The sequence below is a fragment of the Pseudomonas sp. MF08817 genome (genome assembly GCF_059862705.1).
Genome location: NZ_JCBCUY010000029.1, coordinates 37,848 through 61,276 on the forward strand (window position 1 = coordinate 37,848; position 23,429 = coordinate 61,276).

The following is a 23,429-nucleotide window of genomic DNA, read 5'->3' on the forward strand; positions in this document are numbered from 1 at the left end:
CCCCACTTGGGCCGATGATTCGCAGCGCTGCATCCACCTACCTGCGAGAAGCCATCATGAGCAAAAAGCCTTCACGGCATCGGCCCAATAAAGCCAAATCCATCGTCGCCCAGCCACTGTTCCGCAGCCGTCAGGAACAACCGGCCAAGGGCAAAGGCAGCTACCGCCGCGAAGCCTTCCAGTCTAATAGCTGGGAGGCTTCTTACTTTCTGGCCGCTTAAAGGCAAGCACCCGTTCAACATGTTAAGGTCGGCACCTGATTCGTATTCTCTGGACCTGTGCATGCCCCTCTGTATTTCCCGTCGTTGGCACCTGCGCCAATTGATCGCTGCCTCCAGCCTCATTCTGTTAGTTGCCTGTGCGGAAAAACCCACCGCCGCCGACGCGCAACCGCTGCAAAGCATTCCCGACGTGCCCGCGCCCGCCGTCATTCCGCCGGTGATACCGAGCGGCGAAAACCTCGATATCCAGCCGACCCAGACCTTCGCCCAGTGGCAGGAAGCCTTCCGCAAGGACGCCCTGGCCGCCGGCATCCGCGCCGAACTGTTCGACCGCGCCTTCGCCAACGTAACCCCCGACATGAGCGTTATCCGCGCCGACCGCAGCCAGCCTGAGTTCTCGCGCCCGGTGTGGGAATACCTCAACGGCGCGCTCTCCCCCGTGCGCGTGCGCAAGGGTCAGTTGCTGCTGGAGCAATACGGGCCGATCCTGCAAAGCATCGAACAGCGTTACGGCGTGGATCGCCAGGCACTGGTTTCGGTGTGGGGTATGGAAAGCAACTTCGGCAGCTTCCAGGGCAGCCAATCAGTGATCCGCTCCCTGGCGACCCTGGCCTACGAAGGCCGCCGCCCGGCCTTCGCTCACGCGCAATTGATCGCTGCCCTGCAAATCCTTCAACAGGGCGATATCGAGCCGGAAAAAATGCTCGGTTCCTGGGCCGGCGCCATGGGCCAGACCCAGTTCATCCCCACCACCTACAACACCCACGCCGTGGATTTTGACGGTGACGGGCGCCGCGATATCTGGGGCAGCCCCACCGACGCTTTGGCGTCCACCGCCCACTACCTGCAAAGCTCCGGCTGGCAAAAAGGCCAGCCCTGGGGCTTTGAGGTGCAACTGGCCAATGGCTTCGACTACGTGCTGGCCGATGGCGCAATCCGCAAGACCGTCGCCGAGTGGCGGCAACTGGGCGTGAGCCTGCCCAATGGCGCCAGCGTGCCTGCCGGGGCCGAGCAGTTGTCGGCCGCCCTGCTACTGCCGGCCGGCTATCGCGGCCCGGCGTTCCTGATCCTCGATAACTTCCGCGCCATCCTCAAGTACAACAACTCCTCGTCCTATGCATTGGCGGTGGGGCTGTTATCCGAGCGGTTTGGCGGTGGTGGGACGATCAATGGTGAGTGGCCCAAGGATGACCTGCCCCTGAGCCGCTCCGAGCGCATCGAGCTGCAAACCCTGCTCAGCGCCCAGCACTACGACGCGGGTACCGCTGACGGGATCATCGGCGCCAATACACGCAAGGCGATCCGCGCAGCTCAACAGTCGTTCGGCTGGCCGGCGGACGGCTACCCGACGCAGAAATTACTGCAGGGTTTGCGTAATCGCTGAGGCAAAAAACAGGAGTGTCTTGCACTCCCGCACGGGCCAGTCCGCTGGCTACAGGGGCAGTAGCACCACGTCTTGTTCGAGCCGCAGCTCCTGATTACCCGCATCCAACCTGACCATCGCCCCCAACGGCAGGGTCAGGTTCGGGTCGCAATGGCCGCTTCGCCACCCCGCCAGCACCGGAATGCGCAGCGGCGCGAAGGTCTGCTTGAGCAGAGCTTGTAGCGCCTGGCCATCAACCCCCGCCACATCCCCCACCAGAACGCCGCCAATCGTTGCCAACTTGCCCGCCAGGCGCAGGTGCGTCAGCAATCGGTCAATGCGGTACAGCGGCTCGTTGACGTCCTCGATGAACAAAATGATGCCCTCGGCATCGAGTTCATAAGGCGTGCCCAGGGTGGCGGCGATCATCGACAGGTTGCCACCCATCAAGCGCCCCTGGGCGATACCCGGCTCGATGGTGACCAAGGGGTAGGCCGCAGGGTGGGGAAGGACGCTGCCGCGCTTCAATTGCCCGCGCAGCATGCGAAACAGCGACGATTCGGTGGGTTGCTGCTTGTTGCCCAGCAAGTCGGCGTTGAGCATCGCGCCATGGAAGGTGACGAAGCCGGCATAACGGCTGATGGCCACGTGCAACGCGGTGATGTCGCTGTAACCCACAAAGGGCTTGGCGTTGCGCCGCAGCAGGTCGAAGTCGATGCCGTCGAGCAGGCGTGGGCTGCCGTAGCCGCCACGCAGGCACAGGATGGCGTCCACCTGGGGGTCAGCGAATGCGGCATGTAGGTCGTTGAGACGCACCTCATCACTGCCCGCGAGGTAGCCCTCCTTCGCCGTCACACCGGGGAACACCTTGAGCGAATAGCCCCGCGCTTGCATCCACTGCAATGCCTTGTGGGCATCCAGCGTCGCCGGCCCGGCAGGCGCGATCACGCCAATCAAGCCCTCCACAGGCAAGGCCGGCACCGGCATGGACTCACAGTAGGTGGGGGTGTTTGAAGCGCTCATCCATGATTCTCCCTGCGTAGATGGTCCACGCACAGTAGCCACGAAAGGGAATAAAGAGAAGGGACCGGTGACTTCGGGGCTTGCAAGAAAAGGCCCGCGCGCAGCCCATAAAAAACGCCCGCAGGAACCGAGGCTCCTGCGGGCGTTTTGCGGATCAGGACATCAGGCTGGCTTTTACCAGTTTCGCCTGCTCGTCGGCGTGGTACGAGGAACGTACCAGGGGGCCGGACGCGACGTTCTTGAAGCCCATTTTGTAGCCTTCCTCGGCGAACCAGGCAAAGGTGTCAGGGTGCACGAAACGCTGCACCGGCAAGTGGTTGCGCGACGGCTGCAGGTACTGGCCCAGGGTCAGCATGTCGATGTCGTGTTCGCGCATGCGCTTCATGACTTCGATGACTTCCTCGTCGGTCTCGCCCAGGCCCAGCATCAGGCCGGACTTGGTCGGAATATGGGGCATCATCTGCTTGAATTTCTGCAGCAGGGTCAGCGACCACTGGTAGTCCGAACCCGGGCGCGCGGCCTTGTACAGGCGTGGCACGGTTTCCAGGTTGTGGTTGAACACATCCGGCGGCTCGGCAGCGGTGATTTGCAGCGCCACGTCCATGCGCCCACGGTAGTCGGGCACCAGGGTTTCCAGCAGTACGTCGGGCGACAGCTTGCGGATCTCGCGGATGCAGTCGGCAAAATGCTGGGCACCGCCGTCGCGCAGGTCGTCCCGGTCTACCGAGGTGATGACCACGTACTTGAGGCGCAGGTCAGCGATAGCGATGGCCAGGCTCTCGGGCTCGTTGGTATCCAGCGGCTTCGGCCGCCCGTGGCCGACGTCGCAGAACGGGCAACGACGGGTGCAGATGTCACCCATAATCATGAAGGTCGCGGTGCCGCCGGAGAAACACTCGCCCAGGTTCGGGCAGGAGGCCTCTTCGCACACGCTGTGCAGCTTGTGTTTGCGCAACAGGGCCTTGATGCGGTCAACCTCGGGGGACACCGGGATGCGCACGCGGATCCAGTCGGGTTTCTTTGGCAGTTCGGTGGTCGGAATGATCTTCACCGGGATGCGTGCAACCTTCTCGGCGCCGCGCAGTTTCACACCGGCTTCGACCTTGGCACGCGGGGCCGCACGCTCAGTGACATCGAGCGTCGGGATCATGGTTTGCACTGCATCAGTAGTCATATCAGTCGATTCCGCCCGTTAGGGTCGTCTGCTCAGCATAGTCGAGGTGTTTGACGAGCTGCGCGCGCAGCCGGGCACTTACCTCGGCAAATTCAATCGGCCCTGTGTGATCGCACAACTGGGTCATCGCCAGGCCGGCGTAGCCACAGGGGTTAATTCGGCGAAACGGCTCCAGGCTCATGTCCACGTTCAGGGCCAGGCCATGGAAGGAGCAGCCGTGACGAATACGCAGGCCCAGGGAGGCGATTTTCGCGCCGTCGACATAGACCCCCGGCGCATCGGCTTTGGCCGCAGCGGTCACGCCGTAGCTGGCCAGCAGCTCGATCAGGCACTGTTCCATGCGGCTTACCAAGTCGCGTACGCCAAACCCCAGCCTGCGCACATCCAGCAGCAGGTAGGCCACCAACTGGCCGGGGCCGTGGTAAGTCACCTGGCCGCCGCGGTCGACCTTGACCACCGGGATATCGCCCGGCAGCAGCAGGTGCTCGGCCTTGCCAGCCTGGCCTTGGGTGAACACGGGCGGGTGTTGCACCAGCCAGACTTCGTCCGGCACATCGGTGCCCCGTTCATTGGTGAACCGCTGCATCGCGTGCCAAACCGGCTCGTAGGCCATCTGGCCGAGCTCGCGAAAGCCCAGGGTCTGGTGCATCACAACACCATGTGCACGAAACCGGTGGCCCGCAATTCGCTGTTGATGTTGTAGAGCTGATCCTGGTCGGTGGCGACGATGTGCAACTGGATCGTGGTGTACTTGCCGTTGGTGCTCTGACGCTCGTCCACGCGGTTATGGTTGATCGTGGCGTGCTTGAGCACGATCTCCAGGATCTTGTCCTTGTTACCCGCGCCCGTGTCGCTGATTACCTTGATCGGATAATCGACGTTGGGGAATTCGATCTTTGGCGCCTTTACTTCGGTATCGGTCATGGCGTAACGGCCTCGTAAGCCGTGGCGACAGACATGGCCCCGCGCCGGATCAGCGCGGGGCCATGCAGGTGCACACTAATTCAGTTGAACAAGCCGTAGAAGAATAGCCGGATGCTATCCCACACGCGGCGGAAGATACCACCTTCGTCGACCGCGTCCAGCGCGATCAGGTCGGCGCTGTGCACCACCTTGTCGTCCAACTTGACTTCGACCTTGCCGATCACATCGCCCTTGGCGATTGGTGCGATCAATTGCGGGTTCATGGTCATGCTGGCTTGCAGTTTTTTCAGCTGACCTTTTGGCAGGGTCATGGTCAGGTCCTGGGCCAGACCGGCCTTGACCTGGTTGGTGGTGCCCTTCCAGACCGGCGATTGCGCCAGCTCGGCACCTTTCTGGTAGAAGGTCTGGGTTTCGAAGAAGCGGAAACCATAGGTCAGCAGCTTCTGGGTTTCTGCCGCGCGAGCCTGTTCGCTCACGGTGCCGAACACCACGGCGATCAAGCGCATGCCGTCACGTACCGCCGAGGACACCATGCAGTAGCCCGCTTCATCGGTGTGGCCGGTTTTCAGGCCATCAACGGTCTTGTCGCGCCACAGCAGCAGGTTGCGGTTGGGTTGCTTGATGCCGTTCCAGAAGAACTCTTTTTGCGAGTAGATCGCGTAGTGCGCCGGATCCTCGTGGATGATCGCGCGCGCCAGCACCGCCATGTCGTGGGCCGAGGAGTAGTGCTCGGGGTTCGGCAGGCCGGTGGGGTTCAGGAAGTGGCTGTTGGTCAGGCCCAGTTCGCCGGCCGTTTTGTTCATCATGTCGGCAAAGGCGTCTTCGCTGCCGGCGATGTGCTCGGCGATCGCGACGCTGGCATCGTTACCCGACTGGATGATGATGCCGTGCAGCAGGTCGCTGACGCTGACCTGTGTGCCGACCTTGATGAACATCCGCGAACCGCCGGTGCGCCAGGCGTTTTCACTGACGGTCACCGGATCGTTCTCGCCGATCTGGCCGCGACGGATTTCCAGGGTCGCCATGTAGGCGGTCATCAACTTGGTCAGGCTGGCCGGAGGCAGGCGCTGGTCACCGTTGTTCTCCACCAGCACGTTGCCGCTGCTGGCGTCCATGAGCACGTAGGATTTGGCGGCCAGTTGCGGCGGCGACGGCATCATCTCGACCGCGAATGCGGCAGGCGAGAGGAGCAGCGGGACTAGCAGGCACAGGCGTTTGGCAAAGGTGGTGATGTTCATCCGTCTCTCGAAGTAGCTAATGGAAACTTGCCCTCTCGGGCAAAACTAATCTGACAACCGGTCCCGGCTGTCGCGTATTTCAGTTGTTCACTCTAGGCCCTTTGCCGGGCTTTTGTTCTTGGGTGAGCCAACAACCGGAGCCAGGCCCTAAGGCCCAACCCTCAATCGGGTGTCATTTATTCTGCGGTAACCACGCTTGGCTGGCCGAGATTGGCCAGGCGCACGCTGTTTTGCACTTGCTGGATCTCACCTGGCGTACCGATCGGCCCCAGGCGTACCCGGTGCAGGGTTTGCTGGTTGCGCACGATGGAGCTGATGAACACCGGCGCCTGCACCATGGAACTGAGCTTGGAACGCAGCAGTTCAGCCGCGTCCGGGTTGGCAAAAGCGCCGACTTGTAGGTACTGCCCGCCCGCCGCCTGGCCCTGGGCCAATTGCGGGACCGCCACAACTGGCGCCGCGTGTTGCTGCGGCGGCGGGGTCCACTGCTCGACCTTGCCGGTGGAGGCGGTGATCTGTGGTTGCGCGGCCTGCGGCTCGTTAAGCATCAACGGCGCCGGTTTGCCACGCTGGGCCCAATACTGCTGCGGGTCGATGCCTTCGACCTTGACCCGCGCGGTACCGGTTTCGGCGTAGCCAAGTTTCTTCGCCGCCGCGTAGGACAGGTCGATGATGCGGTCGGAGTAGAACGGCCCGCGGTCATTGACCCGCAGGATCACGCTTCTGCTGTTGTCCAGGTTGGTCACCCGCACATAACTGGGCAGCGGCAGGGTCTTGTGCGCGGCGCTCATGCCGTAGAGGTCATAGACCTCGCCGTTGGCGGTGTTTTGCCCGTGGAACTTGGTGCCGTACCAGGAGGCCGTGCCGGAGGCGACGTAATCCTTGGATTGCTGGATCGGAAAGTAGTTTTTGCCCAGCACCGTGTAAGGGTTGGCCTTATACGGGCCGGTATGCAAGGTAGGCGTGGCATCAGGAATGCGCGAGACGTCCACGTCCCACCAGGGCGCGCCATCTTTATGGGCGCGGTTGATGTCCAGGCCTGGTTTGGCGCGCACCACCGCGGCTGAGGTTTTTTGCTGTGGCGCGCGGCTGGTGGTGCAACTGGCCACCAGCATCGCCAGGGCGGCGATGGCCACCAGCTTCAGGGGTTGTTGAATCGGCATTGCCCGCATTACTTGACGCCCCGTGCTTGAACCAGCGAATCAGACAGCTGATGAACAGCCATCGCGTACATCACGCTGCGGTTATAACGCGTGATTGCGTAGAAATTTTTCAGCCCCATCCAGTATTCCGGACCGTTATCGCCTTCAAGGCGAAACGCGGTGACTGGCAAGTCGTCGCGCAGCGCATCATGACTCGACCAACCCAGGGCTCGCAACTCCCCGACGGTTTTCGTCGGTTCGATACCCGTGGTCAGGCCTTGGTCCACCTGGTCGCCACGCACACTGGCGAGGCTGACTACCGGCTCGCCAGCCACCCAGCCGTGGCGCTTGAAGTAGCTGGCCACGCTGCCGATAGCGTCGTCCGGGTTGTTCCAGATATTGATGTGGCCGTCGCCGTCAAAATCCACCGCATAGGCGCGGAAACTGCTGGGCATGAACTGCGGCAGGCCCATGGCGCCGGCGTAGGAACCCTTGAGAGTCAGCGGGTCAACTTGTTCTTCGCGGGCCAGCAGCAAGAATTCGCGCAGCTCCTTGCGAAAGAACTCGGCGCGCGGTGGGTAATCGAAGCCCAAAGTGGACAAGGCGTCGATCACCCGGAAATTGCCGGTGTTGCGGCCAAAGAAGGTTTCGACACCGATGATCGCCACGATCACCTGGGCCGGCACCCCGTATTCCTGCTCGGCGCGGGCCAGTACGGCCTCGTGCTGGCGCCAGAAATCCACGCCCCGGGCCACCCGGGCATCGGTGAGGAACATCGGGCGATATTCCTTCCATTGCTTGACGCGCTCGGCGGGCCGCGAAATGGCGTCCAGAATGGACTGCTTGCGCTGGGCTTCGCGGAACACCCCCATCAGTTGTTCGCCGGCAAAACCGTAGTCGCGGGTCATTTCGCCGACGAACTCGGCCACCTGGGGTGAGCCTTCGTAATCGCCGGCCAGCACCAGGGGCGCAGTGCCAAGGATGCCTACCAGGCCGACCCATGGCGCGTATCGAGTCGCCCAGCCACGCATTGCTTGCATTGAAATCTTCACCTTATTCAAACCTGCGCGATCCACTTACGATGGGTATGGATCGACATCAAAACCCCAAACGCTGACAGCAGCGTCACCAGCGAAGTTCCGCCATAGCTAATGAACGGCAATGGCACTCCCACCACCGGCAGCAGGCCACTGACCATACCGATGTTGACGAAAACATAAACAAAAAAAACCATGGTCAGCGAACCGGCCAGCAGTTTGCCAAACAGTGTCTGCGCCTGGGCGGTAATCACCAGCCCACGGCCGATCAGCAGCAGGTAGATAAGCAGCAACACGCAGATGCCCACCAGGCCGAATTCCTCGCCCATCACGGCGATGATGAAGTCGGTGTGGCTTTCGGGCAAAAAGTCCAGATGGGACTGGGTGCCCAGCAGCCAGCCCTTACCGAACACGCCGCCCGAGCCGATAGCGGCCTTGGACTGGATGATGTTCCAGCCAGTGCCCAGCGGATCGCTTTCTGGGTCGAGGAAGGTCAGTACGCGCTGCTTCTGGTACTCGTGCATGACGAACATCCACATGGCGATCGCCACCGGCACGGTGGCCGCCAGCACACTGAGGATCCAGCGCCAGCGCAACCCGCCCATGAACAGCACGAACGCCCCGCCCGCCAGGATCAGCAGCGAGGTGCCGAGGTCAGGCTGACGCACGATGAGGATGAACGGGATGCCGATCAGCAACAGGCTGATTATCACGTGCTTGAGCTGCGGCGGCAGGCTGCGCTTGGCCAGGTACCAGGCGATGGTGGCTGGCATGATGATTTTCATGAATTCCGAGGGCTGGAAGCGGATCACCCCGGGGATGTTGATCCAGCGCGTGGCGCCCATGGCGTTGTGGCCCATGACGTCCACCACCACCAGCAACACCACGCCGCAGACGTAGGCCAGCGGCACCCAGCGCGCCATGAAACGCGGTTCGAGCTGGGCGATGATGACCATCGACACCAGGCCGATGCCGAAGGACGTCGCCTGCTTTATCAGCAGGTCCCAGCTCTTGCCGCTGGCCGAATACAGCACGAACAGGCTGCCGGCAGCGAGGATCAGCAACAGCACCAGCAACGGGCCATCAATGTGCATACGCTGCAGGAGCGTGGCGCGGCGGCGCATCACATCCTCGCTGGAGAGAATGCGATCAAAATTACTCTTCACGGGCCGTAGCCTCCGCGCTGATAGGGCTGGCGTACTCGGGTTTGAGCCGACCTTCCTGGTCCAGCAGCCAGGCGTCCATCACCTGACGCGCCACCGGGGCGGCGACGCCGGAACCGGCCTCGCCGTTCTCGACCATCACCGACACCACGATCTTCGGGTTTTCGGCCGGCGCGAAGGCGACGAACAAGGCGTGGTCGCGGTGGCGTTCCTGGACCTTGGAGCGGTCGTACTTCTCGCCCTGCTTGATCGCCACGACCTGGGCCGTACCGCTTTTGCCGGCGATGCGGTACTGCGCGCCGGCCGCAGCCTTGCGCGCGGTGCCACGGGCGCCGTGCATCACTTGCTGCATGCCGTGGTTGACCCGGGTCCAGTCCGCCGGGTCGCGCAGGATGATGTCCGGGATCGGGTTTTCATCCACAGGCTTCTGCCCTTCGATGGACTTGGCCAGGTGCGGGCGCAGCCATTTGCCCTTGCTCGCCACCAATGCGGTGGCCTGGGCCAGTTGCAGCGGTGTGGTCTGCATGTAGCCCTGGCCGATCCCCAGAATCAGGGTTTCACCGGGGAACCAGGCCTGGCGGCGGGTGGCTCGCTTCCATTCCCGTGATGGCATCAGGCCCGGGGATTCCTCGAACATGTCCAGGGACACCTTCTGCCCCAGGCCGAACTTGTTCATATAGGACGAGAGCCGGTCGATCCCCAGTTTGTGGGCCAGGTCATAGAAGTAGGTGTCGTTGGACCGCATGATCGCGGTGTCCAGATCCACATAGCCGTCGCCGGTGCGGTTCCAGTTGCGGTACTTGTGGTCGTAGTTGGGCAGCATATAGTAGCCAGGGTCGAATACCCGGCTGGAAGCCGTAATCACGCCCGCATCCAAACCGGCGATCGCTACCGCTGGCTTGATGGTCGAGCCCGGCGGGTAAAGGCCACGCAGCACGCGGTTGAATAGCGGCCGGTCGATAGAATCGCGCAGCTCGGCGTAGGCCTTGAAGCTGATGCCGGTGACGAACAGGTTGGGGTCGAAGCTCGGCTGGCTGACCATCGCCAATACTTCGCCAGTGGTCGGGTCCAGGGCCACGACTGCGCCACGGCGCCCGCCCAAGGCCAGTTCGGCAGCTTCCTGCAACTTGATGTCCAGGCTCAGGACGATGTCCTTGCCGGGAATCGGGTCAGTACGCTTGAGCACCCGCAGTACGCGGCCGCGGGCGTTGGTCTCGACCTCCTCGTAACCCACCTGGCCGTGCAGCTCGGGCTCGTAGAAACGCTCGATGCCGGTTTTGCCGATGTGGTGGGTGCCGCTGTAGTTGACCGGGTCGAGGGTCTTGAGCTCTTTCTCGTTGATGCGCCCCATGTAGCCCACCGAATGCGCAAAGTGTGCGCCCTGGGGGTAATGGCGCACCAGTTGCGCGACCACTTCGACGCCCGGCAGGCGGAACTGGTTGACGGCGATGCGGGCGATCTGCTCTTCGTTGAGCTCGAACAGGATCGGCACCGGCTCGAATGGCCGGCGCCCCTGCTTCATGCGTTTCTCGAACAGGGCCCGGTCTTCGGGGGGCAATTCCAGCACCTGGACGATCACGTCCAGCACCTGCTGCCAGTCACCGGAGCGCTCGCGGGTCATGCTCAGGCTGAAACTGGGCCGGTTGTCCGCTACCACCACGCCGTTACGGTCGAAGATCAACCCACGGGTGGGCGGAATCGGCTGCACATGGACGCGGTTATTTTCCGACAGCGTGGAGTGGTACTCGTACTGGATGACCTGGAGGAAATACAGCCGGGCAATCAGCACGCCGAACAGCAGCACCACCGTAATGGCCCCGAACACGACGCGGCCGCGCACCAGACGGGCGTCTTTCTCGTGGTCCTTGATGCGGATCGGCTGGGACATGGGGGCAGAACTACTTGTGGTAAGGGTGGCCGGACAACACTGTCCAGGCGCGGTACAACTGCTCGCCGATCAGGATGCGCACCAGCGGGTGAGGCAGGGTCAGGGGCGACAGCGACCAGCGCTGATCCGCCCGCGCACAGACTTCCGGCGCCAGCCCCTCGGGGCCGCCGACCATGAAGTTCACCATGCGCGAGTCCAGGCGCCAGCGGTCCAGTTCCACCGCCAACTGCTCGGTGCTCCAGGGCTTGCCGTGGACCTCAAGGGTGACGATCCGCTCATTCGGCCCGACCTTGGCCAGCATGGCTTCGCCTTCCTGGCGGATAAAGCGCGCCACATCGGCGTTCTTGCCACGGGTATTGAGCGGGATTTCCACCAGTTCCAGCGCCAGTTCCGATGGCAGGCGCTTGGCATACTCGTGCCAGCCTTCTTCCACCCACTTGGGCATGCGGGAACCGACGGCGATCAGACGCAGGCGCACAGCCGTTCCTTATTCCTGGTCTTTGTTGAGCTTGATGAAATGCTCGTGGGTGTTTTCCGGGCTGTGGTGGGCAGCGCTGCTGGCGCGGCTCTGTTCGGCACCCTGCCACAGGCGTTCCAGGTCGTAGAACTGGCGGGCGTTGGAAGTCATCATGTGGACGATTACTTCGTCCATGTCCAGCAGCACCCAGTCGCTGTCGCCCTTGCCTTCTTCGCCCAACGGCTTGATGCCCAGGGCCTTGACCGCTTCGCGCACCTTGTCGAGCATCGCGCCGATCTGACGGTTGGAGGTACCGGTGGCGATAATCATGTAGTCGGTGATGCTTTGCTTGTCGCGCACATCGATGACCAGCACGTCCTGGGCCTTGACATCTTCCAGGGCTGCCACGGCCACATCGACCAGGGCCTGGCCCTTGAGGGGTTCGGTGCTGAGGACTTTCTCAGGCAGCGGAGCGCTCTTGAAGGTGCCTTTGCGCTTAACTTTGCTTACGTCTTTGTTCGTCATATAAAACTCGTTTTGCTCATATGTTCGGGCGCTTCAATACACGTTGATTCGTGCCTTGGAGCACTCCGTTTCAGTTCGGCGCACGGTACAGTCCGTGCGCATCGATGTAGGCCAGGACCGCGTCGGGCACCAGGAAACGTACCGACTTACCGCTGGCCAGCAGTTGACGGATCTGGGTGGCGGAAACCGCGAGCGGTGTCTGCCAGACGAATGCAATCTGTCCGCTCGGCCCCTTGAGGGCCAGCGGGTCGCTCACCGACCGCGCCGCCAACAGGTTGCGCAAGGCATCCGGCGGTTCGCTGTCGGCATCCGGGCGTTGCAGCACCAGGATGTGGCAATGCTGGAGCAACTCCTCCCAGCGGTGCCAAGTAGGCAGGCCGCAAAATGCGTCCCAGCCCAGAAGCAAAAACACCTGGTCGTGCGCGGCCAACTCGGCGCGCATCAGTTCCAGGGTGTCGATAGTGTAGGACGGTTTATCCCGTTGCAGCTCACGCGCGTCCACCACCAGTGGCGCCACGCCCACCACCGCGCACTCGACCATCGCCAGGCGATCCTGCGCCGAGACTTGCGGCGTATCCCGATGGGGCGGCCTGGCGTTGGGGGTCAGGCGCAATTCGTCGAGCCCCAGGCTTTCGGCCACTTCCAGGGCGCCGCGTAAGTGCCCGATGTGCACCGGGTCGAAAGTTCCGCCCAGCACACCGATGCGCCGGGGTTCGCTTGCGATCACGACGCCTGGATCAGGCTGGTCGGCCAAGTCAGAACGACTCCTGTCCGCGCAACTGGCCATCACCGACCACGATGTACTTCTCGCAGGTCAGCCCTTCGAGGCCCACCGGGCCGCGGGCGTGCAGCTTATCAGTAGAAATGCCGATCTCGGCACCCAATCCGTATTCAAAGCCATCGGCGAAGCAGGTCGGGGTGTTAATCATCACCGACGCCGAGTCCACCTCGGCGACGAAACGCCGGGTCTGGCCCTGGTGTTCGCTGACGATCGAGTCGGTGTGGTGCGAGCCGTGGCGGTTGATGTGCTCGATGGCCTCGTCCAGCCCTTCGACCACGCGGATCGACAGGATCGGCGCCAGGTACTCGGTGTTCCAATCGTCCTCGGTGGCCGCAACGGCCTCGATGATTGCCCGGGTGCGCTCACAGCCGCGCAGTTCGACGCCTTTTTCGCGAAATTGGGCAGCCATTGCCGGCAAGAACGCCTCGGCGACAGCCTGGTCAACCAGCAGGGTTTCCATGGCGCCGCAGATGCCGTAGCGGTAGGTCTTGGCGTTGAAGGCAATGCGCTGGGCCTTGGCCAGGTCGGCGTGGGCGGCCACATAGACGTGGCAGATGCCGTCCAGGTGCTTGATGACCGGTACGCGGGCATCGCGGCTGACCCGCTCGATCAGGCCCTTGCCACCGCGCGGCACGATCACGTCGACGTACTCGGGCATGGTAATCAGCGCGCCCACGGCGGCGCGGTCGGTCACTTCGACCACTTGCACCACAGCGGCCGGCAACCCCGCCTCGGCCAAGCCACGCTGGATGCACGCGGCAATGGCGCGGTTGGAATGAATGGCCTCGGACCCGCCGCGCAGGATGGTCGCGTTGCCCGACTTCAGGCACAGGCTCGCGGCATCGATAGTCACATTCGGGCGCGACTCATAAATGATGCCGACCACACCCAGGGGCACGCGCATCTTGCCAACCTGGATACCCGAAGGCCGATAACTCATGTCGCGGATCGCGCCCACCGGGTCCGGCAACGTCGCCACCTGGCGCAAACCAACGATCATGCCGTCGATGCGGGCCGGGGTCAGGGCCAGGCGTTCGAGCATGGCCGGTTCCAGGCCATTGGCGCGGCCGGCGGCCAGGTCCAGCTCATTGGCGGCGGACAACTCGGCGCGCGCCTCGTCCAAAGCAGCCGCGGCGGCGTGCAGGGCGCGGTTTTTCTGCGCGGTGCTGGCACGGCCGATCACGCGGGAAGCTTCGCGGGCGGCGCGACCCAGGCGGGTCATGTAGTCAAGAACGGACTCAGTCATGGTCTGGCGAGGTCTTGGCAAAGAGGAAAGCGGCCGATTATAGCTGCCGCGCCCTTCTACTAACAGCGCAGACAGGCGGATGGTCGAAATCAAGGGTAAATTGCCGAAGTTCAGCTTGAATTAAGCGCGCAATTGCTATCATCGCCGGCCAATTCACACCCACTGCATTCGCCGCCATGCCCATCGCCGCCGCTCCCCACGCCCTCCCGGACAGCTTTTTCGACCGTGATGCCCAACTACTGGCCCGCGACCTGCTGGGCAAAGTCATCCGCCACCGGGTCGGCGACCTCTGGCTAAGCGCGCGCATCATCGAGACCGAAGCCTATTACTGCGCCGAAAAGGGCAGCCACGCCTCACTGGGCTACACCGAAAAGCGCAAGGCACTGTTTCTCGATGGCGGCCACATTTATATGTATTACGCCCGTGGGGGCGACTCGCTGAACTTCAGCGCCCAAGGGCCGGGCAACGCCGTGCTGATTAAATCGGCGTACCCCTGGACCGACGCCCTATCCGGCCCCGCCAGCCTGGCGCAGATGCAGCTCAACAACCCCGACGCCCAGGGCCTGCCGCGCCCGGCGCAACGCCTGTGCGCCGGGCAAACCCTGCTGTGCAAGGCTTTAGGCCTGAAAGTACCAATGTGGGACGCCAAGCGCTTCGATCACGACATGCTCTATGTTGAAGATGTGGGTGCCCAGGTGCCGAGGGTCGTTCAGACTACGCGGCTGGGCATCCCCCATGGCCGCGATGAACACCTGCCCTACCGCTTCATTGATGCCCAGTACGCAGCGTTCTGCACCCGGAACCCCTTGCGCCGTGGCCAGGTCGAAGGACGCGACTACCGACTGCTAGTGCCAACACCCTAACTTGATTGGAGTTGTATGTATGGGCCCATGGCTCGATAGCGTGACCCTTTGGCTGACCGCCAACCCGCAATGGCTGGCGGCGGCGATTTTCATCCTCGCGTGTGCCGAGTGCCTGGCGATTGTCGGGCTTATCGTACCTGGCACTGTGCTGTTGTTCGCGGTCAGTGTCATGGCCGGCAGCGGCGCCTTGCCCCTGGGCCAGGCATTGCTGATGGGCCTGCTGGGCGGGTTGCTGGGCGACGTGGTGTCGTACCTGCTGGGCCGGCGCTTCCACCAGAACATCCGGCGTTTACCGGGCCTGCGCCACCACCCGGAATGGATCAGCGGTGCCGAAAGCTACTTCCAGCGCTACGGCATCGCCAGCCTCCTGGTGGGGCGTTTTATCGGCCCATTGCGGCCCATGCTGCCCATGGTGGCGGGGATGTTCGACATGCCCTCCCCGCGCTTTATCGCCGTCAGCATCCTGGCCGCCGCCGGTTGGACCGTCGCCTACATCCTGCCGGGCTGGGCCACCGGGGCGGCAATTCGCCTGCCGCTGCCCGAGGGTTTCTGGCCCCAGGCCGGTGTGGTCGCCGCCAGCGTGGCGATCATGCTGGGCCTGAGCATCAACAGCACCCTGCGTCATCATCGCAATGCCACCCTGATGATCGGCGGCTTGAGCCTGGCCTTGGTCGGCGCGGTATTTATCGGCTACCCATATCTCAAAGAATTCGACGAAGGCCTGATGGCCCTGGTACAGGAAAACCGCAGCAGCACCCTGGATGCCGTGGCCGTGATGGTCACGCGCCTGGGGGATTTCACCACTCAGGTGTTCGCTGGCACAGTGCTGACACTCCTGCTGCTGGCCTGCCGCCAGTGGCGTCACGGGGTATTCGTCGGTGCGACGCTGCTGTGCACCGCCCTGGTCAACACGGCGGGCAAATGGTTTTTCGCGCGCATCCGCCCCGATGTGCTGCACGAACCGCTGACCACCTTCAGCATGCCCAGCGGCCACAGTTCGGCCTCGTTCGCGTTTTTCCTGGCCCTGGCCGTGCTCGCCGGTTGCCGGCAGCCACCGCGCATGCGCCTGACCTGGTTTCTGCTGGCGAGCCTGCCGGCGGCGTCGATCGCGCTCTCGCGGGTGTACCTGGGGGTGCACTGGCCGACCGACATCCTGGCCGGCGCCCTGCTGGCGACCGGGGTCTGTGCCCTCAGCGTGACGCTGACCCAGCACAGGCAAAAGCTCGAAACCCTGCCGCTACGTATCTGGTGGCTGATCGTGCCTGCATTGGTCGCCCTGCTAGGGTTCTTCGCCCTGCGCCAGTTGCCTGATGCCATCTTGCGCTATGCCTACTAACATTACTTGTGTCATCACTCTTACAGAGTGATGACACAAGATGTTCAGCCCTTCAAAAGTCTGTCACTTGGGGCTCATCAACAACCTTGAGCAAAAACTTTGCCACTCGCCCGTTAAAAGCATCGTGCCCCGTAAAGTTAGGATTGACATCGACAATGATGTTTCTGTAGTCGTTCTTGAGCGTACTACCGTGTTTGTCTCGGTAATTACTGCGCGCCAAGTACATTCCGGATTGCCGCTCCTCACTTACTAAAATCACCTGACTTGGACCCGGCCCAAAATCCCTATACAGCGCCCTTTCCGCTCCCTCGCGTATGAGTGAGAAGGTCGAGAGAGCAGCCTCGTCAGTGACCTCCAGATGGCGACCCTGTTGGTCGATTGCTAAACGCCAGCCGTCATACTTACCTGGCAACTTCGCATACACCTCATACTTCTTTTCCCCTACCGAGACGAACTGAAACAACAACGGGGCATCGTCATCGTAGTCCGCCAGCGTCACAAACCGCGGAAATACCTTGTCAGCCAAGCCGGCTTCAAACTCGACACGTTGTTCAGCTGTAAGACGTTTGTTCAGAAGCTTGGTTTGAAGGTATTGCTGATTCAAAACCAGCGGATAACCATTAATATACAAATGCGCGGTAAATACGTCCGCACGCCCTTCGAAAGACATAAGACCACCTAAAATATCTATATAAAATGCAGACTAAAAAATGAACCCAACGAAGAGAGAGCATCACTTCGCAACATTCTCCACTTCAAAATAAAAACCCTAGTCACTCAGGAACTTTCTCAATTTTTAGTTCGCGACGCGCTTTAATCATGAGTTCCGCGTAAAGAACAGCCGCCTCAACAATATAGTCTGCACGGCCACCTGCCGTAGCGTTCGCCTGAATAAAGCGAGCAGTAATCTCATCCCAATAAGCAACTTCATCCGTAAAAATTCGCATCGTAAATCCTTTCTTAGTTAGTCAGCCGCCCACTTCCTGCGAGCAACTTAAAACTAGACAAGCCATACCGAAAAATCCACAAAACAACTCAATACAAAATATAACTAGGGAAGGTCTGAAGTAAGCAGCCGTTTTTAACGGCCTCGCTGTTTTAGGTTCAAAAAACGCCGACTTGCTCGGAAATCAGGCCTTTCCTCCTCTCAGTTCGCGTTTTTTTGCGAGATAGCACCTTTTCAAGGCTCATTGTCCGCATCACAGGCGCACCTCGCCTGCATTCAACAGCCGTTTTCGCATCATCCACAGGTTCGACAAGGCAAACAGTGTGGTCTGCTGCGCAGAGTTTTTAACCAAGCCTCGGAAGCGGACTTTCGTATAACCAAACTGGCGCTTGATTACCCGGAATGGATGCTCAACCTTGGCTCGTACTTGTGCTTTCGCGTATTCGATTTTGCGGCGCACACGACCGATCAGGCTCTTTTTTGCATGCTTCTTATAGCTGCTTGGGCGCGCGGCAATCGACCAGATCATCTCGCGATCCTGATGCTCGGGACGCTTTTCTACACCGGTGTAACCGGCATCGCCAGAGACGTAAGTTTCCTCGCCATGCAGCAACTGGTCGACCTGGGTCACGTCCGCCACATTCGCCGCCGTGCCCACTACGCTATGCACCAAACCGGATTCCGCATCGACACCGATGTGCGATTTCATCCCAAAAAAGTACTGATTTCCTTTCTTGGTCTGGTGCATTTCAGGGTCGCGTTTACCGTCCTCGTTCTTGGTCGAACTGGGTGCATGAATGATCGTCGCATCGACCACTGTACCTTGGCGCAGCAGCAAACCACGATCACACAAATAGCCGTTGATGACCTGCAAAATACCACCGGCCAGCTCATGCTTTTCCAACAGCCGGCGGAAGTTGAGGATCGTGGTTTCATCCGGAATCCGATCCAAATGCAGCCCGGCAAACTGGCGCAGAATCGTGGTTTCGTAGAGGGACTCTTCCATCGCCGGGTCGCTGTAGCCGAACCAGTTTTGCATCAGATGAACCCGAAGCATGGCCATCAACGGATACGCCGGACGACCGCCTTCGCCCTTCGGATAGTACGGCTCGATCAACGCAATCAGACCTTTCCAGGGCACAACCTGATCCATCTCAATCAGGAAACGCTCGCGGCGGGTCTGCTTACGTTTGCCTGCGTACTCGGCATCAGCGAAAGACATTTGCTTCATCGGGGCTCAACCGTTCAGTTCGTGGGACAGGCGTATTTCACCAGAGTTGGAAGTCTTTTTCAGAGTTTCCCTAGGCAAATAACTCGCCCTGCAACTCATCTAACAGAGCCTGGATCGCATCCAAACGCTGCTGTGGATCGTCCAGTTGCAGCAAGTCGATCTTGTCCAACTCGGTGAATGGCAGCAGGTAGGCCAACTGATTGGCCAGGGACTGCTGGCCGGCGGCGTCGGTGCCCATGTCCAAAGCTTCGACCATCGGGTGTTCGGCCAACGCCTTGAGCAGCGCCATCAAGTCGGCATCTTCGTCTTGCAGGGGCTGCTCGGGAAGCTCTTGGAGCCACTCGACATCGGCAACGGTCAATTGGTCGCGCTGCACCTGGGCGCTCAGCACCCGAAACCGCCGTCCTCCCATCACGCGAATACCCAGCAAACCGTTGTCCTGCTGCTTGAAATCGATAATCCGCGCCTCACAACCGACCAGCGCATAGCCTTCGGGGGCGATGCCCATTTCGTCGCCGTCTAGCAGGCAGACCACGCCAAAACCGCTGCCCTGCTTCATGCAGCGGCCGATCATGTCCAGGTAGCGCGCCTCGAAAATCTGCAAATCCAGGGTGCAACCGGGGAATAGCACCGTATTGAGAGGGAATAGCGCCAGGCTCATAAAAGCTTCCTTAAACCACCATCGATACCGCCAACGGCAGCAGCACCGCCGTGGCCACGCCCATCAGGCTCATTGCCAGCGCGGCGAAGGCGCCGCACTCGTCACTTTCCTGCAGGGCCACCGAAGTCCCCACCGCATGGGCGGTGATGCCCAGGGCCATGCCCCGCGCTTCGGGACCGTGGACGCCGAGGCGAGTGAGGATCGCCGGGCCGAAAATGGCGCCGATCACCCCGGTAATCAGCACGAACACCGCCGCCAGGGCGGCAACGCCACCGATCTGCTCGGCCACTAGCATGGCAATGGGCGACGTCACTGACTTGGGCGCCATGGTCATCAGGATCATGTGCTCGGCACCAAACCACCAACCCAGCGCCACGCCCAGTACGGTGGCCACCACGCCGCCAACCACCAGCGTAGTAAAAATCGGCCAGAACAACTGCCGGATACGCCGCAGGTTGAGGTACAGCGGCACGGCCAGGGCTACCGTCGCCGGGCCCAGGAGGATGCTGAGGATCTCGGTGCTTTTGCGATATTCGGCGTAGCTTAGGCCGCAGGCCAGCAGCACGCCGATCACCAGCAGCATCGACACCAGCACCGGTTGCAGGAAGATCCAGCGGGTTTTCTCGAACCCCGCCAGCACCAGTTGATAAGCGCCCAGGGTAATGCCGATGCCGAACAGCGGATGGTGCACCACTGCGGCCAAGGCGCCGTGCCAGTCGAGGATCATTGGTCGGCCTCCCGGTGGGCCTGGCGTTTGACCAGCCAGTTCATCAGCACGCCGATAAAAGCCATGGAAAGCACCAGCGACAGCACCAGCGCGCCGGCGATGGCCCAGAAATCCGCGGCGATGTCGGCGGCGTAGACCATCACCCCCACCGCTGGCGGCACCAGCAGCAGGGGCAGATAGCGCAGCAGGCTGCCAGCGGCCAGGCTCAGCGGCTCGCCCACTTCGCCCCGGGTAATCAGGAATGCCAGGAGCAGCAGCAGGCCGACAATCGGCCCCGGCAGCACCGGCAGGAACAGGTGATTGATCGCCGTGCCAAGCAATTGGAACAGCACCAGCCAGGTCAGCCCTCGCAGCAACATCCGCTATCTCCCGAAAAAAAGCGCCGGGCATTATAAGCACGCCGGGCGCTATGAACGGGTATTCGCCGGGGCGATGAAGGGTTGACCGGGACAAATGGCCATGATGATCTAAAGTGGTTCTGCTGCGGTGACACGCGCAGGACGGTGCGTCACCCACAAAAACGATAAAAACGATGAACCCAAGGAGAGTCTCAATGCCCTATGTCCCTGTTGCAGAGCTCAAAGATTATGTCGGCAAGGAACTTGGACGTTCCGACTGGCTCACTATCGATCAGGAACGCATCAACCTGTTCGCCGAGGCCACTGGCGATTTTCAGTTCATCCACGTTGACCCGGTCAAAGCCGCGCAAACCCCATTTGGCAGCACCATCGCCCACGGCTTTTTGTCGCTGTCGCTGATCCCCAAGCTGATGGAAGACATCCTGGTCCTGCCCGAAGGCCTGAAGATGGTGGTCAACTATGGCCTGGACAGTGTGCGTTTCATCCAACCGGTCAAGGTCAACTCCAAGGTACGGCTCAAGGTCGAATTGACCGAAGTCAGCGAGAAGAAACCCGGCCAATGGCTGCTCAAAGCCACCGCCACCCTGGAAATAGAAGGCCAAGAAAAACCGGCGTACATCGCCGAGCCCCTGTCCCTCGCGTTCGTCTAGGCCCCGCGCCCGCGAAACAGCCCGCGCTGTTTCACTCGCCTCTTATGTAAGCCCCTTCGCTGCGGCATACTCGGTCGCTTAATTGCCGGGAACCCGCTATGCGCCCATTTGCACCCCTGTTGCTGACCCTGTTGCTCACCGCGTGTGGCGATGGCGAATCGCTATTGCCGCCCGACGCACGCCTGCCCGACGGCGGGCGCTATCGCGGTGACCTGGTCGCAGGCTTGCTCCAAGGCCAGGGCCGCATCGACTACCCCAATGGCAGTTGGTACGCCGGCCAATTCGACAAAGGCCTGTGGCACGGCCAAGGCGAATGGCACGGCAGCGACGGCGAGGTTTACCGCGGGCAGTTCGAGCAAGGCCTGTTCCACGGCCAAGGGACCCTGACCACCCGCGACAGCAGCTACAGCGGCGGCTTCAAACTGGGCCGGCGCGACGGCGAAGGCACCCTCAAAGAGCCGGGCATGCTCTATCGCGGCGAGTTCAAGGCCGACCAGTATGCTGGCCTCGGGCGTCTGGAGCTGGACGACGGCAGCCAGTACCAAGGCCAGTTCGCCCGCGGCAAGCCCAACGGCGAGGGCCAGCGCGGCGACGCCAGCGGCAACCAGTTCAGCGGGCGCTTCGTCGATGGCCAACTGGAAGGCAATGGCACCTTCAACAGCGCCGATGGCGACATGTACGTCGGCGCCTTCAAAAACAACCAGCTCCACGGCAAGGGCCGCTACGAGAACGCCGACGGCGATGTCTGGATCGGCCAGTTCAGCGAAGGCGCGCTGAGCGGCAAGGGCGAGTTGATCGGCGCCGATGGCAGCCACTACGTCGGCCAGTTCAGCGACTGGCGCTTCACCGGCCAGGGCCGTTTGAACCTCAGTGACGCCAGCTTCTATATCGGCCAGTTCGACAACGACAGCTACCAGGGCCAGGGCACCTTGGTGCTCAGCGACGGCACGGTACAACGCGGCGTGTGGGCCAATGGCCAGCGCGTGCGCGATGAAAGCGGAAAATGGCTGCCCGACCCCCTGGAGGTAGGCCTGCTGGCCCAGGGCCACCTGCTGGAGCAGGTCCTGGCCGCCGTGCCTGCCTCGACCCCGGCCATCGAGCTGTACAGCTTGACCCTGGGCGGCGACGGCAAGCAAAGCGTGTTTTTGCGCGAATCGGACTACGTCAGCAACATGCTTGCCAGCCGCTTCGGCGCCCACGGGCAGATTCGCCTGGTCAACCACCGCGACCACCTCGCCGACCGCCCCATGGCCAGCCGCGAAACCCTGCGCCGCGCCGTCCTGACCCTGGCCGAACGCAGCGGCCCGGAAGACCTGGTGTTCATCTACCTGACCAGCCACGGCAGCGCCAGCCATGAACTGGTGCTCGACCAACCGCGCATGGAACTGGCCGACCTGCCCGCCGCCGAACTGGCCACCGTGTTGGCGCCGCTGAAAAACCGCGACAAAGTCGTGGTCATTTCCGCCTGTTATTCCGGCGGTTTCATCGCCCCGCTCAAAGACGAACGCACCCTGGTAATGACCGCCTCGCGCGCCGACCGCGTGTCGTTCGGTTGCTCCGAAGAGGCCGATTTCACCTACTTCGGCGACGCCCTGTTCGCCCAAGCGCTGAACCAGACCGACGATTTACAGCACGCCTTCGCCCTGGCCCAGGCCACCGTGGCCGAGCGCGAACTGCAAGACAATTTCGATCCATCCGAGCCCCAGATCTGGGCACCCAAGGGCGTACTAGCGCACTGGCAGCAGCTACGCAAACAACAAGCAAGATCGGCGCTCGAAAGCGCCAAGGTGGCAAACAGCAACTAAGCTCACTTGTAACAAGGGGGAAACACCATGTACCTGACACCTGCCCATGTCCTGCTCGCCGGCGCCACCGGCCTGACCGGCGAACATCTGCTCGATCGGCTGCTCAACGAGCCGACTGTCACCCGCGTACTGGCACCCTCGCGCCGCCCATTGGCCGCACACCCGCACCTGGAAAACCCGGTGGGCGACCCGGCGGCGTTCCTCCCTCAACTCAGCGGTCGTGTCGACATCGCCTACTGCTGCCTGGGCACCACTCTCAAGCAGGCCGGCAGCGAAGCGGCGTTTCGTGCGGTGGATTTCGACATGGTCGTGGCCTTCGCCCAACGCGCCCGGGACATGGGCGCCCGGCACCTGATCGTCATCAGCGCGATAGGCGCCGACCCCACGTCTTCGGTGTTCTACAACCGGGTCAAAGGCGAAATGGAGCAGGCCCTCAAGGCCCAAGGCTGGCCGCAACTGACCATCTGCCGCCCTTCCCTGCTACTGGGCGAACGCCTGGAGCCGCGCCTGGGCGAACAACTGGCGGCGCCCCTGGCCAAACTCATCCCCGGCAAGTACCGCGGTATCGAAGCCTGCCACCTGGCCCGCGCCATGTGGCGCCTGGCCCTGGAGGAGCAGGACGGCGTGCGGATTGTGGAGTCGGACGAGTTGCGGCGCCTGGGCAAGTAG

The 23,429-nt window shown here is 62.0% G+C and carries 26 protein-coding genes; 7 read left to right on the top strand and 19 right to left on the bottom strand.

Going from position 1 to position 23,429, the window contains the following annotated elements; all coding sequences use genetic code 11:
• Positions 1 to 56: 56 nt before the first annotated feature.
• Complete coding sequence (gene arfA / locus AC19YR_RS18030) at positions 57 to 221, top strand: alternative ribosome rescue factor ArfA (RefSeq protein ID WP_095109701.1); 165 nt, start codon at positions 57 to 59, stop codon at positions 219 to 221.
• Between the two features lie 61 nt (positions 222 to 282).
• A complete protein-coding gene (locus tag AC19YR_RS18035) occupies positions 283 to 1,605 on the top strand; it encodes a lytic murein transglycosylase (RefSeq protein ID WP_500599524.1) in 1,323 nt (440 codons plus the stop codon).
• A gap of 48 nt (positions 1,606 to 1,653) precedes the next feature.
• On the opposite strand, the gene AC19YR_RS18040 is transcribed toward AC19YR_RS18035, so the two are convergent.
• The 13 genes from AC19YR_RS18040 to AC19YR_RS18100 all read right to left on the bottom strand — a co-directional run bounded on the left by AC19YR_RS18040 (position 1,654) and on the right by AC19YR_RS18100 (position 14,182).
• Positions 1,654 to 2,607, bottom strand: a complete 954-nt coding sequence (locus AC19YR_RS18040; protein ID WP_095109604.1) for a S66 peptidase family protein — start codon at positions 2,605 to 2,607, stop codon at positions 1,654 to 1,656.
• 154 nt (positions 2,608 to 2,761) lie between these two features.
• On the bottom strand, positions 2,762 to 3,781 hold the full coding sequence (gene lipA, locus AC19YR_RS18045) for a lipoyl synthase (protein WP_095109605.1): 1,020 nt from the start codon (positions 3,779 to 3,781) through the stop codon (positions 2,762 to 2,764).
• 1 nt (position 3,782) lies between these two features.
• The gene (lipB, locus tag AC19YR_RS18050) at positions 3,783 to 4,430 is read right to left on the bottom strand and encodes a lipoyl(octanoyl) transferase LipB (RefSeq protein ID WP_500599525.1); all 648 of its coding nucleotides are present in this window, start codon (positions 4,428 to 4,430) and stop codon (positions 3,783 to 3,785) included.
• Positions 4,430 to 4,705 carry a DUF493 domain-containing protein gene (locus AC19YR_RS18055; protein WP_095109607.1) on the bottom strand — a complete coding sequence of 92 codons (276 nt, stop codon included), beginning with the start codon at positions 4,703 to 4,705 and terminating at the stop codon, positions 4,430 to 4,432. The genes lipB and AC19YR_RS18055 overlap by 1 nt, the downstream gene beginning before the upstream one ends.
• Before the next feature lie 80 nt (positions 4,706 to 4,785).
• Positions 4,786 to 5,943: a D-alanyl-D-alanine carboxypeptidase family protein gene (locus tag AC19YR_RS18060; protein ID WP_095109608.1), complete on the bottom strand. Its 1,158-nt coding sequence runs from the start codon at positions 5,941 to 5,943 to the stop codon at positions 4,786 to 4,788.
• 176 nt (positions 5,944 to 6,119) lie between these two features.
• Entirely contained in the window at positions 6,120 to 7,115 is a 996-nt protein-coding gene (locus AC19YR_RS18065) for a septal ring lytic transglycosylase RlpA family protein (protein WP_500599528.1), read from the bottom strand.
• Positions 7,115 to 8,125 (bottom strand): lytic murein transglycosylase B, encoded by a 1,011-nt coding sequence (gene mltB / locus AC19YR_RS18070; RefSeq protein ID WP_095109610.1) that lies wholly within the window; start codon positions 8,123 to 8,125, stop codon positions 7,115 to 7,117. Before mltB ends, AC19YR_RS18065 begins: the two co-directional genes overlap by 1 nt.
• A 17-nt stretch (positions 8,126 to 8,142) precedes the next feature.
• On the bottom strand, positions 8,143 to 9,246 hold the full coding sequence (rodA, locus tag AC19YR_RS18075) for a rod shape-determining protein RodA (protein ID WP_176465124.1): 1,104 nt from the start codon (positions 9,244 to 9,246) through the stop codon (positions 8,143 to 8,145).
• A 31-nt stretch (positions 9,247 to 9,277) separates the two neighbouring features.
• Complete coding sequence (gene mrdA, locus AC19YR_RS18080) at positions 9,278 to 11,173, bottom strand: penicillin-binding protein 2 (RefSeq protein ID WP_095109612.1); 1,896 nt, start codon at positions 11,171 to 11,173, stop codon at positions 9,278 to 9,280.
• 10 nt (positions 11,174 to 11,183) lie between these two features.
• Positions 11,184 to 11,651, bottom strand: coding sequence for a 23S rRNA (pseudouridine(1915)-N(3))-methyltransferase RlmH (gene rlmH / locus AC19YR_RS18085; protein ID WP_500599531.1), 468 nt, complete (start codon positions 11,649 to 11,651; stop codon positions 11,184 to 11,186).
• Between the two features lie 9 nt (positions 11,652 to 11,660).
• Positions 11,661 to 12,155 (bottom strand): ribosome silencing factor, encoded by a 495-nt coding sequence (gene rsfS, locus AC19YR_RS18090; protein ID WP_095109613.1) that lies wholly within the window; start codon positions 12,153 to 12,155, stop codon positions 11,661 to 11,663.
• A 70-nt stretch (positions 12,156 to 12,225) separates the two neighbouring features.
• Entirely contained in the window at positions 12,226 to 12,942 is a 717-nt protein-coding gene (nadD, locus tag AC19YR_RS18095; protein WP_095109614.1) for a nicotinate-nucleotide adenylyltransferase, read from the bottom strand.
• Positions 12,911 to 14,182, bottom strand: a complete 1,272-nt coding sequence (locus AC19YR_RS18100; RefSeq protein ID WP_095109615.1) for a glutamate-5-semialdehyde dehydrogenase — start codon at positions 14,180 to 14,182, stop codon at positions 12,911 to 12,913. The genes nadD and AC19YR_RS18100 overlap by 32 nt, the downstream gene beginning before the upstream one ends.
• A 176-nt stretch (positions 14,183 to 14,358) precedes the next feature.
• Here AC19YR_RS18100 and AC19YR_RS18105 point away from each other — a divergent pair, with 176 nt between their 5' ends.
• Together AC19YR_RS18105 and AC19YR_RS18110 are read left to right on the top strand one after the other, a co-directional pair.
• The gene (locus tag AC19YR_RS18105) at positions 14,359 to 15,045 is read left to right on the top strand and encodes a DNA-3-methyladenine glycosylase (RefSeq protein WP_500599533.1); all 687 of its coding nucleotides are present in this window, start codon (positions 14,359 to 14,361) and stop codon (positions 15,043 to 15,045) included.
• Positions 15,046 to 15,064: 19 nt separating this feature from the next.
• The gene (locus AC19YR_RS18110; protein ID WP_500599535.1) at positions 15,065 to 16,381 is read left to right on the top strand and encodes a bifunctional DedA family/phosphatase PAP2 family protein; all 1,317 of its coding nucleotides are present in this window, start codon (positions 15,065 to 15,067) and stop codon (positions 16,379 to 16,381) included.
• 52 nt (positions 16,382 to 16,433) lie between these two features.
• On the opposite strand, the gene AC19YR_RS18115 is transcribed toward AC19YR_RS18110, so the two are convergent.
• From AC19YR_RS18115 to AC19YR_RS18140, 6 genes are all read right to left on the bottom strand, one after another.
• Entirely contained in the window at positions 16,434 to 17,051 is a 618-nt protein-coding gene (locus AC19YR_RS18115) for a hypothetical protein (protein ID WP_500599536.1), read from the bottom strand.
• Positions 17,052 to 17,154: 103 nt separating this feature from the next.
• Entirely contained in the window at positions 17,155 to 17,328 is a 174-nt protein-coding gene (locus AC19YR_RS18120) for a hypothetical protein (RefSeq protein WP_176465119.1), read from the bottom strand.
• A gap of 252 nt (positions 17,329 to 17,580) precedes the next feature.
• Positions 17,581 to 18,558 (bottom strand): IS5 family transposase, encoded by a 978-nt coding sequence (locus AC19YR_RS18125; RefSeq protein WP_458729687.1) that lies wholly within the window; start codon positions 18,556 to 18,558, stop codon positions 17,581 to 17,583.
• Between the two features lie 70 nt (positions 18,559 to 18,628).
• Positions 18,629 to 19,219: an LON peptidase substrate-binding domain-containing protein gene (locus tag AC19YR_RS18130; RefSeq protein ID WP_095109619.1), complete on the bottom strand. Its 591-nt coding sequence runs from the start codon at positions 19,217 to 19,219 to the stop codon at positions 18,629 to 18,631.
• A gap of 10 nt (positions 19,220 to 19,229) precedes the next feature.
• Positions 19,230 to 19,946, bottom strand: coding sequence for an LrgB family protein (locus tag AC19YR_RS18135; RefSeq protein ID WP_500599538.1), 717 nt, complete (start codon positions 19,944 to 19,946; stop codon positions 19,230 to 19,232).
• Positions 19,943 to 20,305 carry a CidA/LrgA family protein gene (locus AC19YR_RS18140; protein ID WP_095109621.1) on the bottom strand — a complete coding sequence of 121 codons (363 nt, stop codon included), beginning with the start codon at positions 20,303 to 20,305 and terminating at the stop codon, positions 19,943 to 19,945. Before AC19YR_RS18140 ends, AC19YR_RS18135 begins: the two co-directional genes overlap by 4 nt.
• Positions 20,306 to 20,499: 194 nt before the next feature.
• Here AC19YR_RS18140 and AC19YR_RS18145 point away from each other — a divergent pair, with 194 nt between their 5' ends.
• The 3 genes from AC19YR_RS18145 (at position 20,500) to AC19YR_RS18155 (ending at position 23,429) form a co-directional block, all read left to right on the top strand.
• Positions 20,500 to 20,955, top strand: coding sequence for a MaoC family dehydratase (locus AC19YR_RS18145; protein ID WP_095109622.1), 456 nt, complete (start codon positions 20,500 to 20,502; stop codon positions 20,953 to 20,955).
• A 98-nt stretch (positions 20,956 to 21,053) separates the two neighbouring features.
• On the top strand, positions 21,054 to 22,760 hold the full coding sequence (locus AC19YR_RS18150; RefSeq protein ID WP_500599541.1) for a C13 family peptidase: 1,707 nt from the start codon (positions 21,054 to 21,056) through the stop codon (positions 22,758 to 22,760).
• A gap of 27 nt (positions 22,761 to 22,787) precedes the next feature.
• Positions 22,788 to 23,429 (top strand): oxidoreductase, encoded by a 642-nt coding sequence (locus AC19YR_RS18155; RefSeq protein ID WP_500599543.1) that lies wholly within the window; start codon positions 22,788 to 22,790, stop codon positions 23,427 to 23,429.

Excerpts from the sequence above, each read along its gene's own strand:
- lipB (WP_500599525.1), bottom strand. The coding sequence starts at position 4,430 with ATGCACCAGACCCTGGGCTTTCGCGAGCTCGGCCAGATGGCCTACGAG.
- lipA (WP_095109605.1), bottom strand. The coding sequence starts at position 3,781 with ATGACTACTGATGCAGTGCAAACCATGATCCCGACGCTCGATGTCACT.
- AC19YR_RS18100 (WP_095109615.1), bottom strand. The coding sequence starts at position 14,182 with ATGACTGAGTCCGTTCTTGACTACATGACCCGCCTGGGTCGCGCCGCC.
- AC19YR_RS18125 (WP_458729687.1), bottom strand. The coding sequence starts at position 18,558 with ATGAAGCAAATGTCTTTCGCTGATGCCGAGTACGCAGGCAAACGTAAG.
- AC19YR_RS18150 (WP_500599541.1), top strand. The coding sequence starts at position 21,054 with ATGCGCCCATTTGCACCCCTGTTGCTGACCCTGTTGCTCACCGCGTGT.
- AC19YR_RS18140 (WP_095109621.1), bottom strand. The coding sequence starts at position 20,305 with ATGTTGCTGCGAGGGCTGACCTGGCTGGTGCTGTTCCAATTGCTTGGC.
- AC19YR_RS18035 (WP_500599524.1), top strand. The coding sequence starts at position 283 with ATGCCCCTCTGTATTTCCCGTCGTTGGCACCTGCGCCAATTGATCGCT.
- AC19YR_RS18115 (WP_500599536.1), bottom strand. The coding sequence starts at position 17,051 with ATGTCTTTCGAAGGGCGTGCGGACGTATTTACCGCGCATTTGTATATT.
- rsfS (WP_095109613.1), bottom strand. The coding sequence starts at position 12,155 with ATGACGAACAAAGACGTAAGCAAAGTTAAGCGCAAAGGCACCTTCAAG.
- AC19YR_RS18040 (WP_095109604.1), bottom strand. The coding sequence starts at position 2,607 with ATGAGCGCTTCAAACACCCCCACCTACTGTGAGTCCATGCCGGTGCCG.
- AC19YR_RS18055 (WP_095109607.1), bottom strand. The coding sequence starts at position 4,705 with ATGACCGATACCGAAGTAAAGGCGCCAAAGATCGAATTCCCCAACGTC.
- AC19YR_RS18120 (WP_176465119.1), bottom strand. The coding sequence starts at position 17,328 with ATGCGAATTTTTACGGATGAAGTTGCTTATTGGGATGAGATTACTGCT.
- AC19YR_RS18145 (WP_095109622.1), top strand. The coding sequence starts at position 20,500 with ATGCCCTATGTCCCTGTTGCAGAGCTCAAAGATTATGTCGGCAAGGAA.
- AC19YR_RS18060 (WP_095109608.1), bottom strand. The coding sequence starts at position 5,943 with ATGAACATCACCACCTTTGCCAAACGCCTGTGCCTGCTAGTCCCGCTG.
- mltB (WP_095109610.1), bottom strand. The coding sequence starts at position 8,125 with ATGCAAGCAATGCGTGGCTGGGCGACTCGATACGCGCCATGGGTCGGC.
- nadD (WP_095109614.1), bottom strand. The coding sequence starts at position 12,942 with ATGGCCAGTTGCGCGGACAGGAGTCGTTCTGACTTGGCCGACCAGCCT.
- AC19YR_RS18135 (WP_500599538.1), bottom strand. The coding sequence starts at position 19,946 with ATGATCCTCGACTGGCACGGCGCCTTGGCCGCAGTGGTGCACCATCCG.
- AC19YR_RS18130 (WP_095109619.1), bottom strand. The coding sequence starts at position 19,219 with ATGAGCCTGGCGCTATTCCCTCTCAATACGGTGCTATTCCCCGGTTGC.
- arfA (WP_095109701.1), top strand. The coding sequence starts at position 57 with ATGAGCAAAAAGCCTTCACGGCATCGGCCCAATAAAGCCAAATCCATC.
- AC19YR_RS18105 (WP_500599533.1), top strand. The coding sequence starts at position 14,359 with ATGCCCATCGCCGCCGCTCCCCACGCCCTCCCGGACAGCTTTTTCGAC.
- mrdA (WP_095109612.1), bottom strand. The coding sequence starts at position 11,173 with ATGTCCCAGCCGATCCGCATCAAGGACCACGAGAAAGACGCCCGTCTG.
- AC19YR_RS18155 (WP_500599543.1), top strand. The coding sequence starts at position 22,788 with ATGTACCTGACACCTGCCCATGTCCTGCTCGCCGGCGCCACCGGCCTG.
- rodA (WP_176465124.1), bottom strand. The coding sequence starts at position 9,246 with ATGCGCCGCCGCGCCACGCTCCTGCAGCGTATGCACATTGATGGCCCG.
- AC19YR_RS18110 (WP_500599535.1), top strand. The coding sequence starts at position 15,065 with ATGGGCCCATGGCTCGATAGCGTGACCCTTTGGCTGACCGCCAACCCG.
- AC19YR_RS18065 (WP_500599528.1), bottom strand. The coding sequence starts at position 7,115 with ATGCGGGCAATGCCGATTCAACAACCCCTGAAGCTGGTGGCCATCGCC.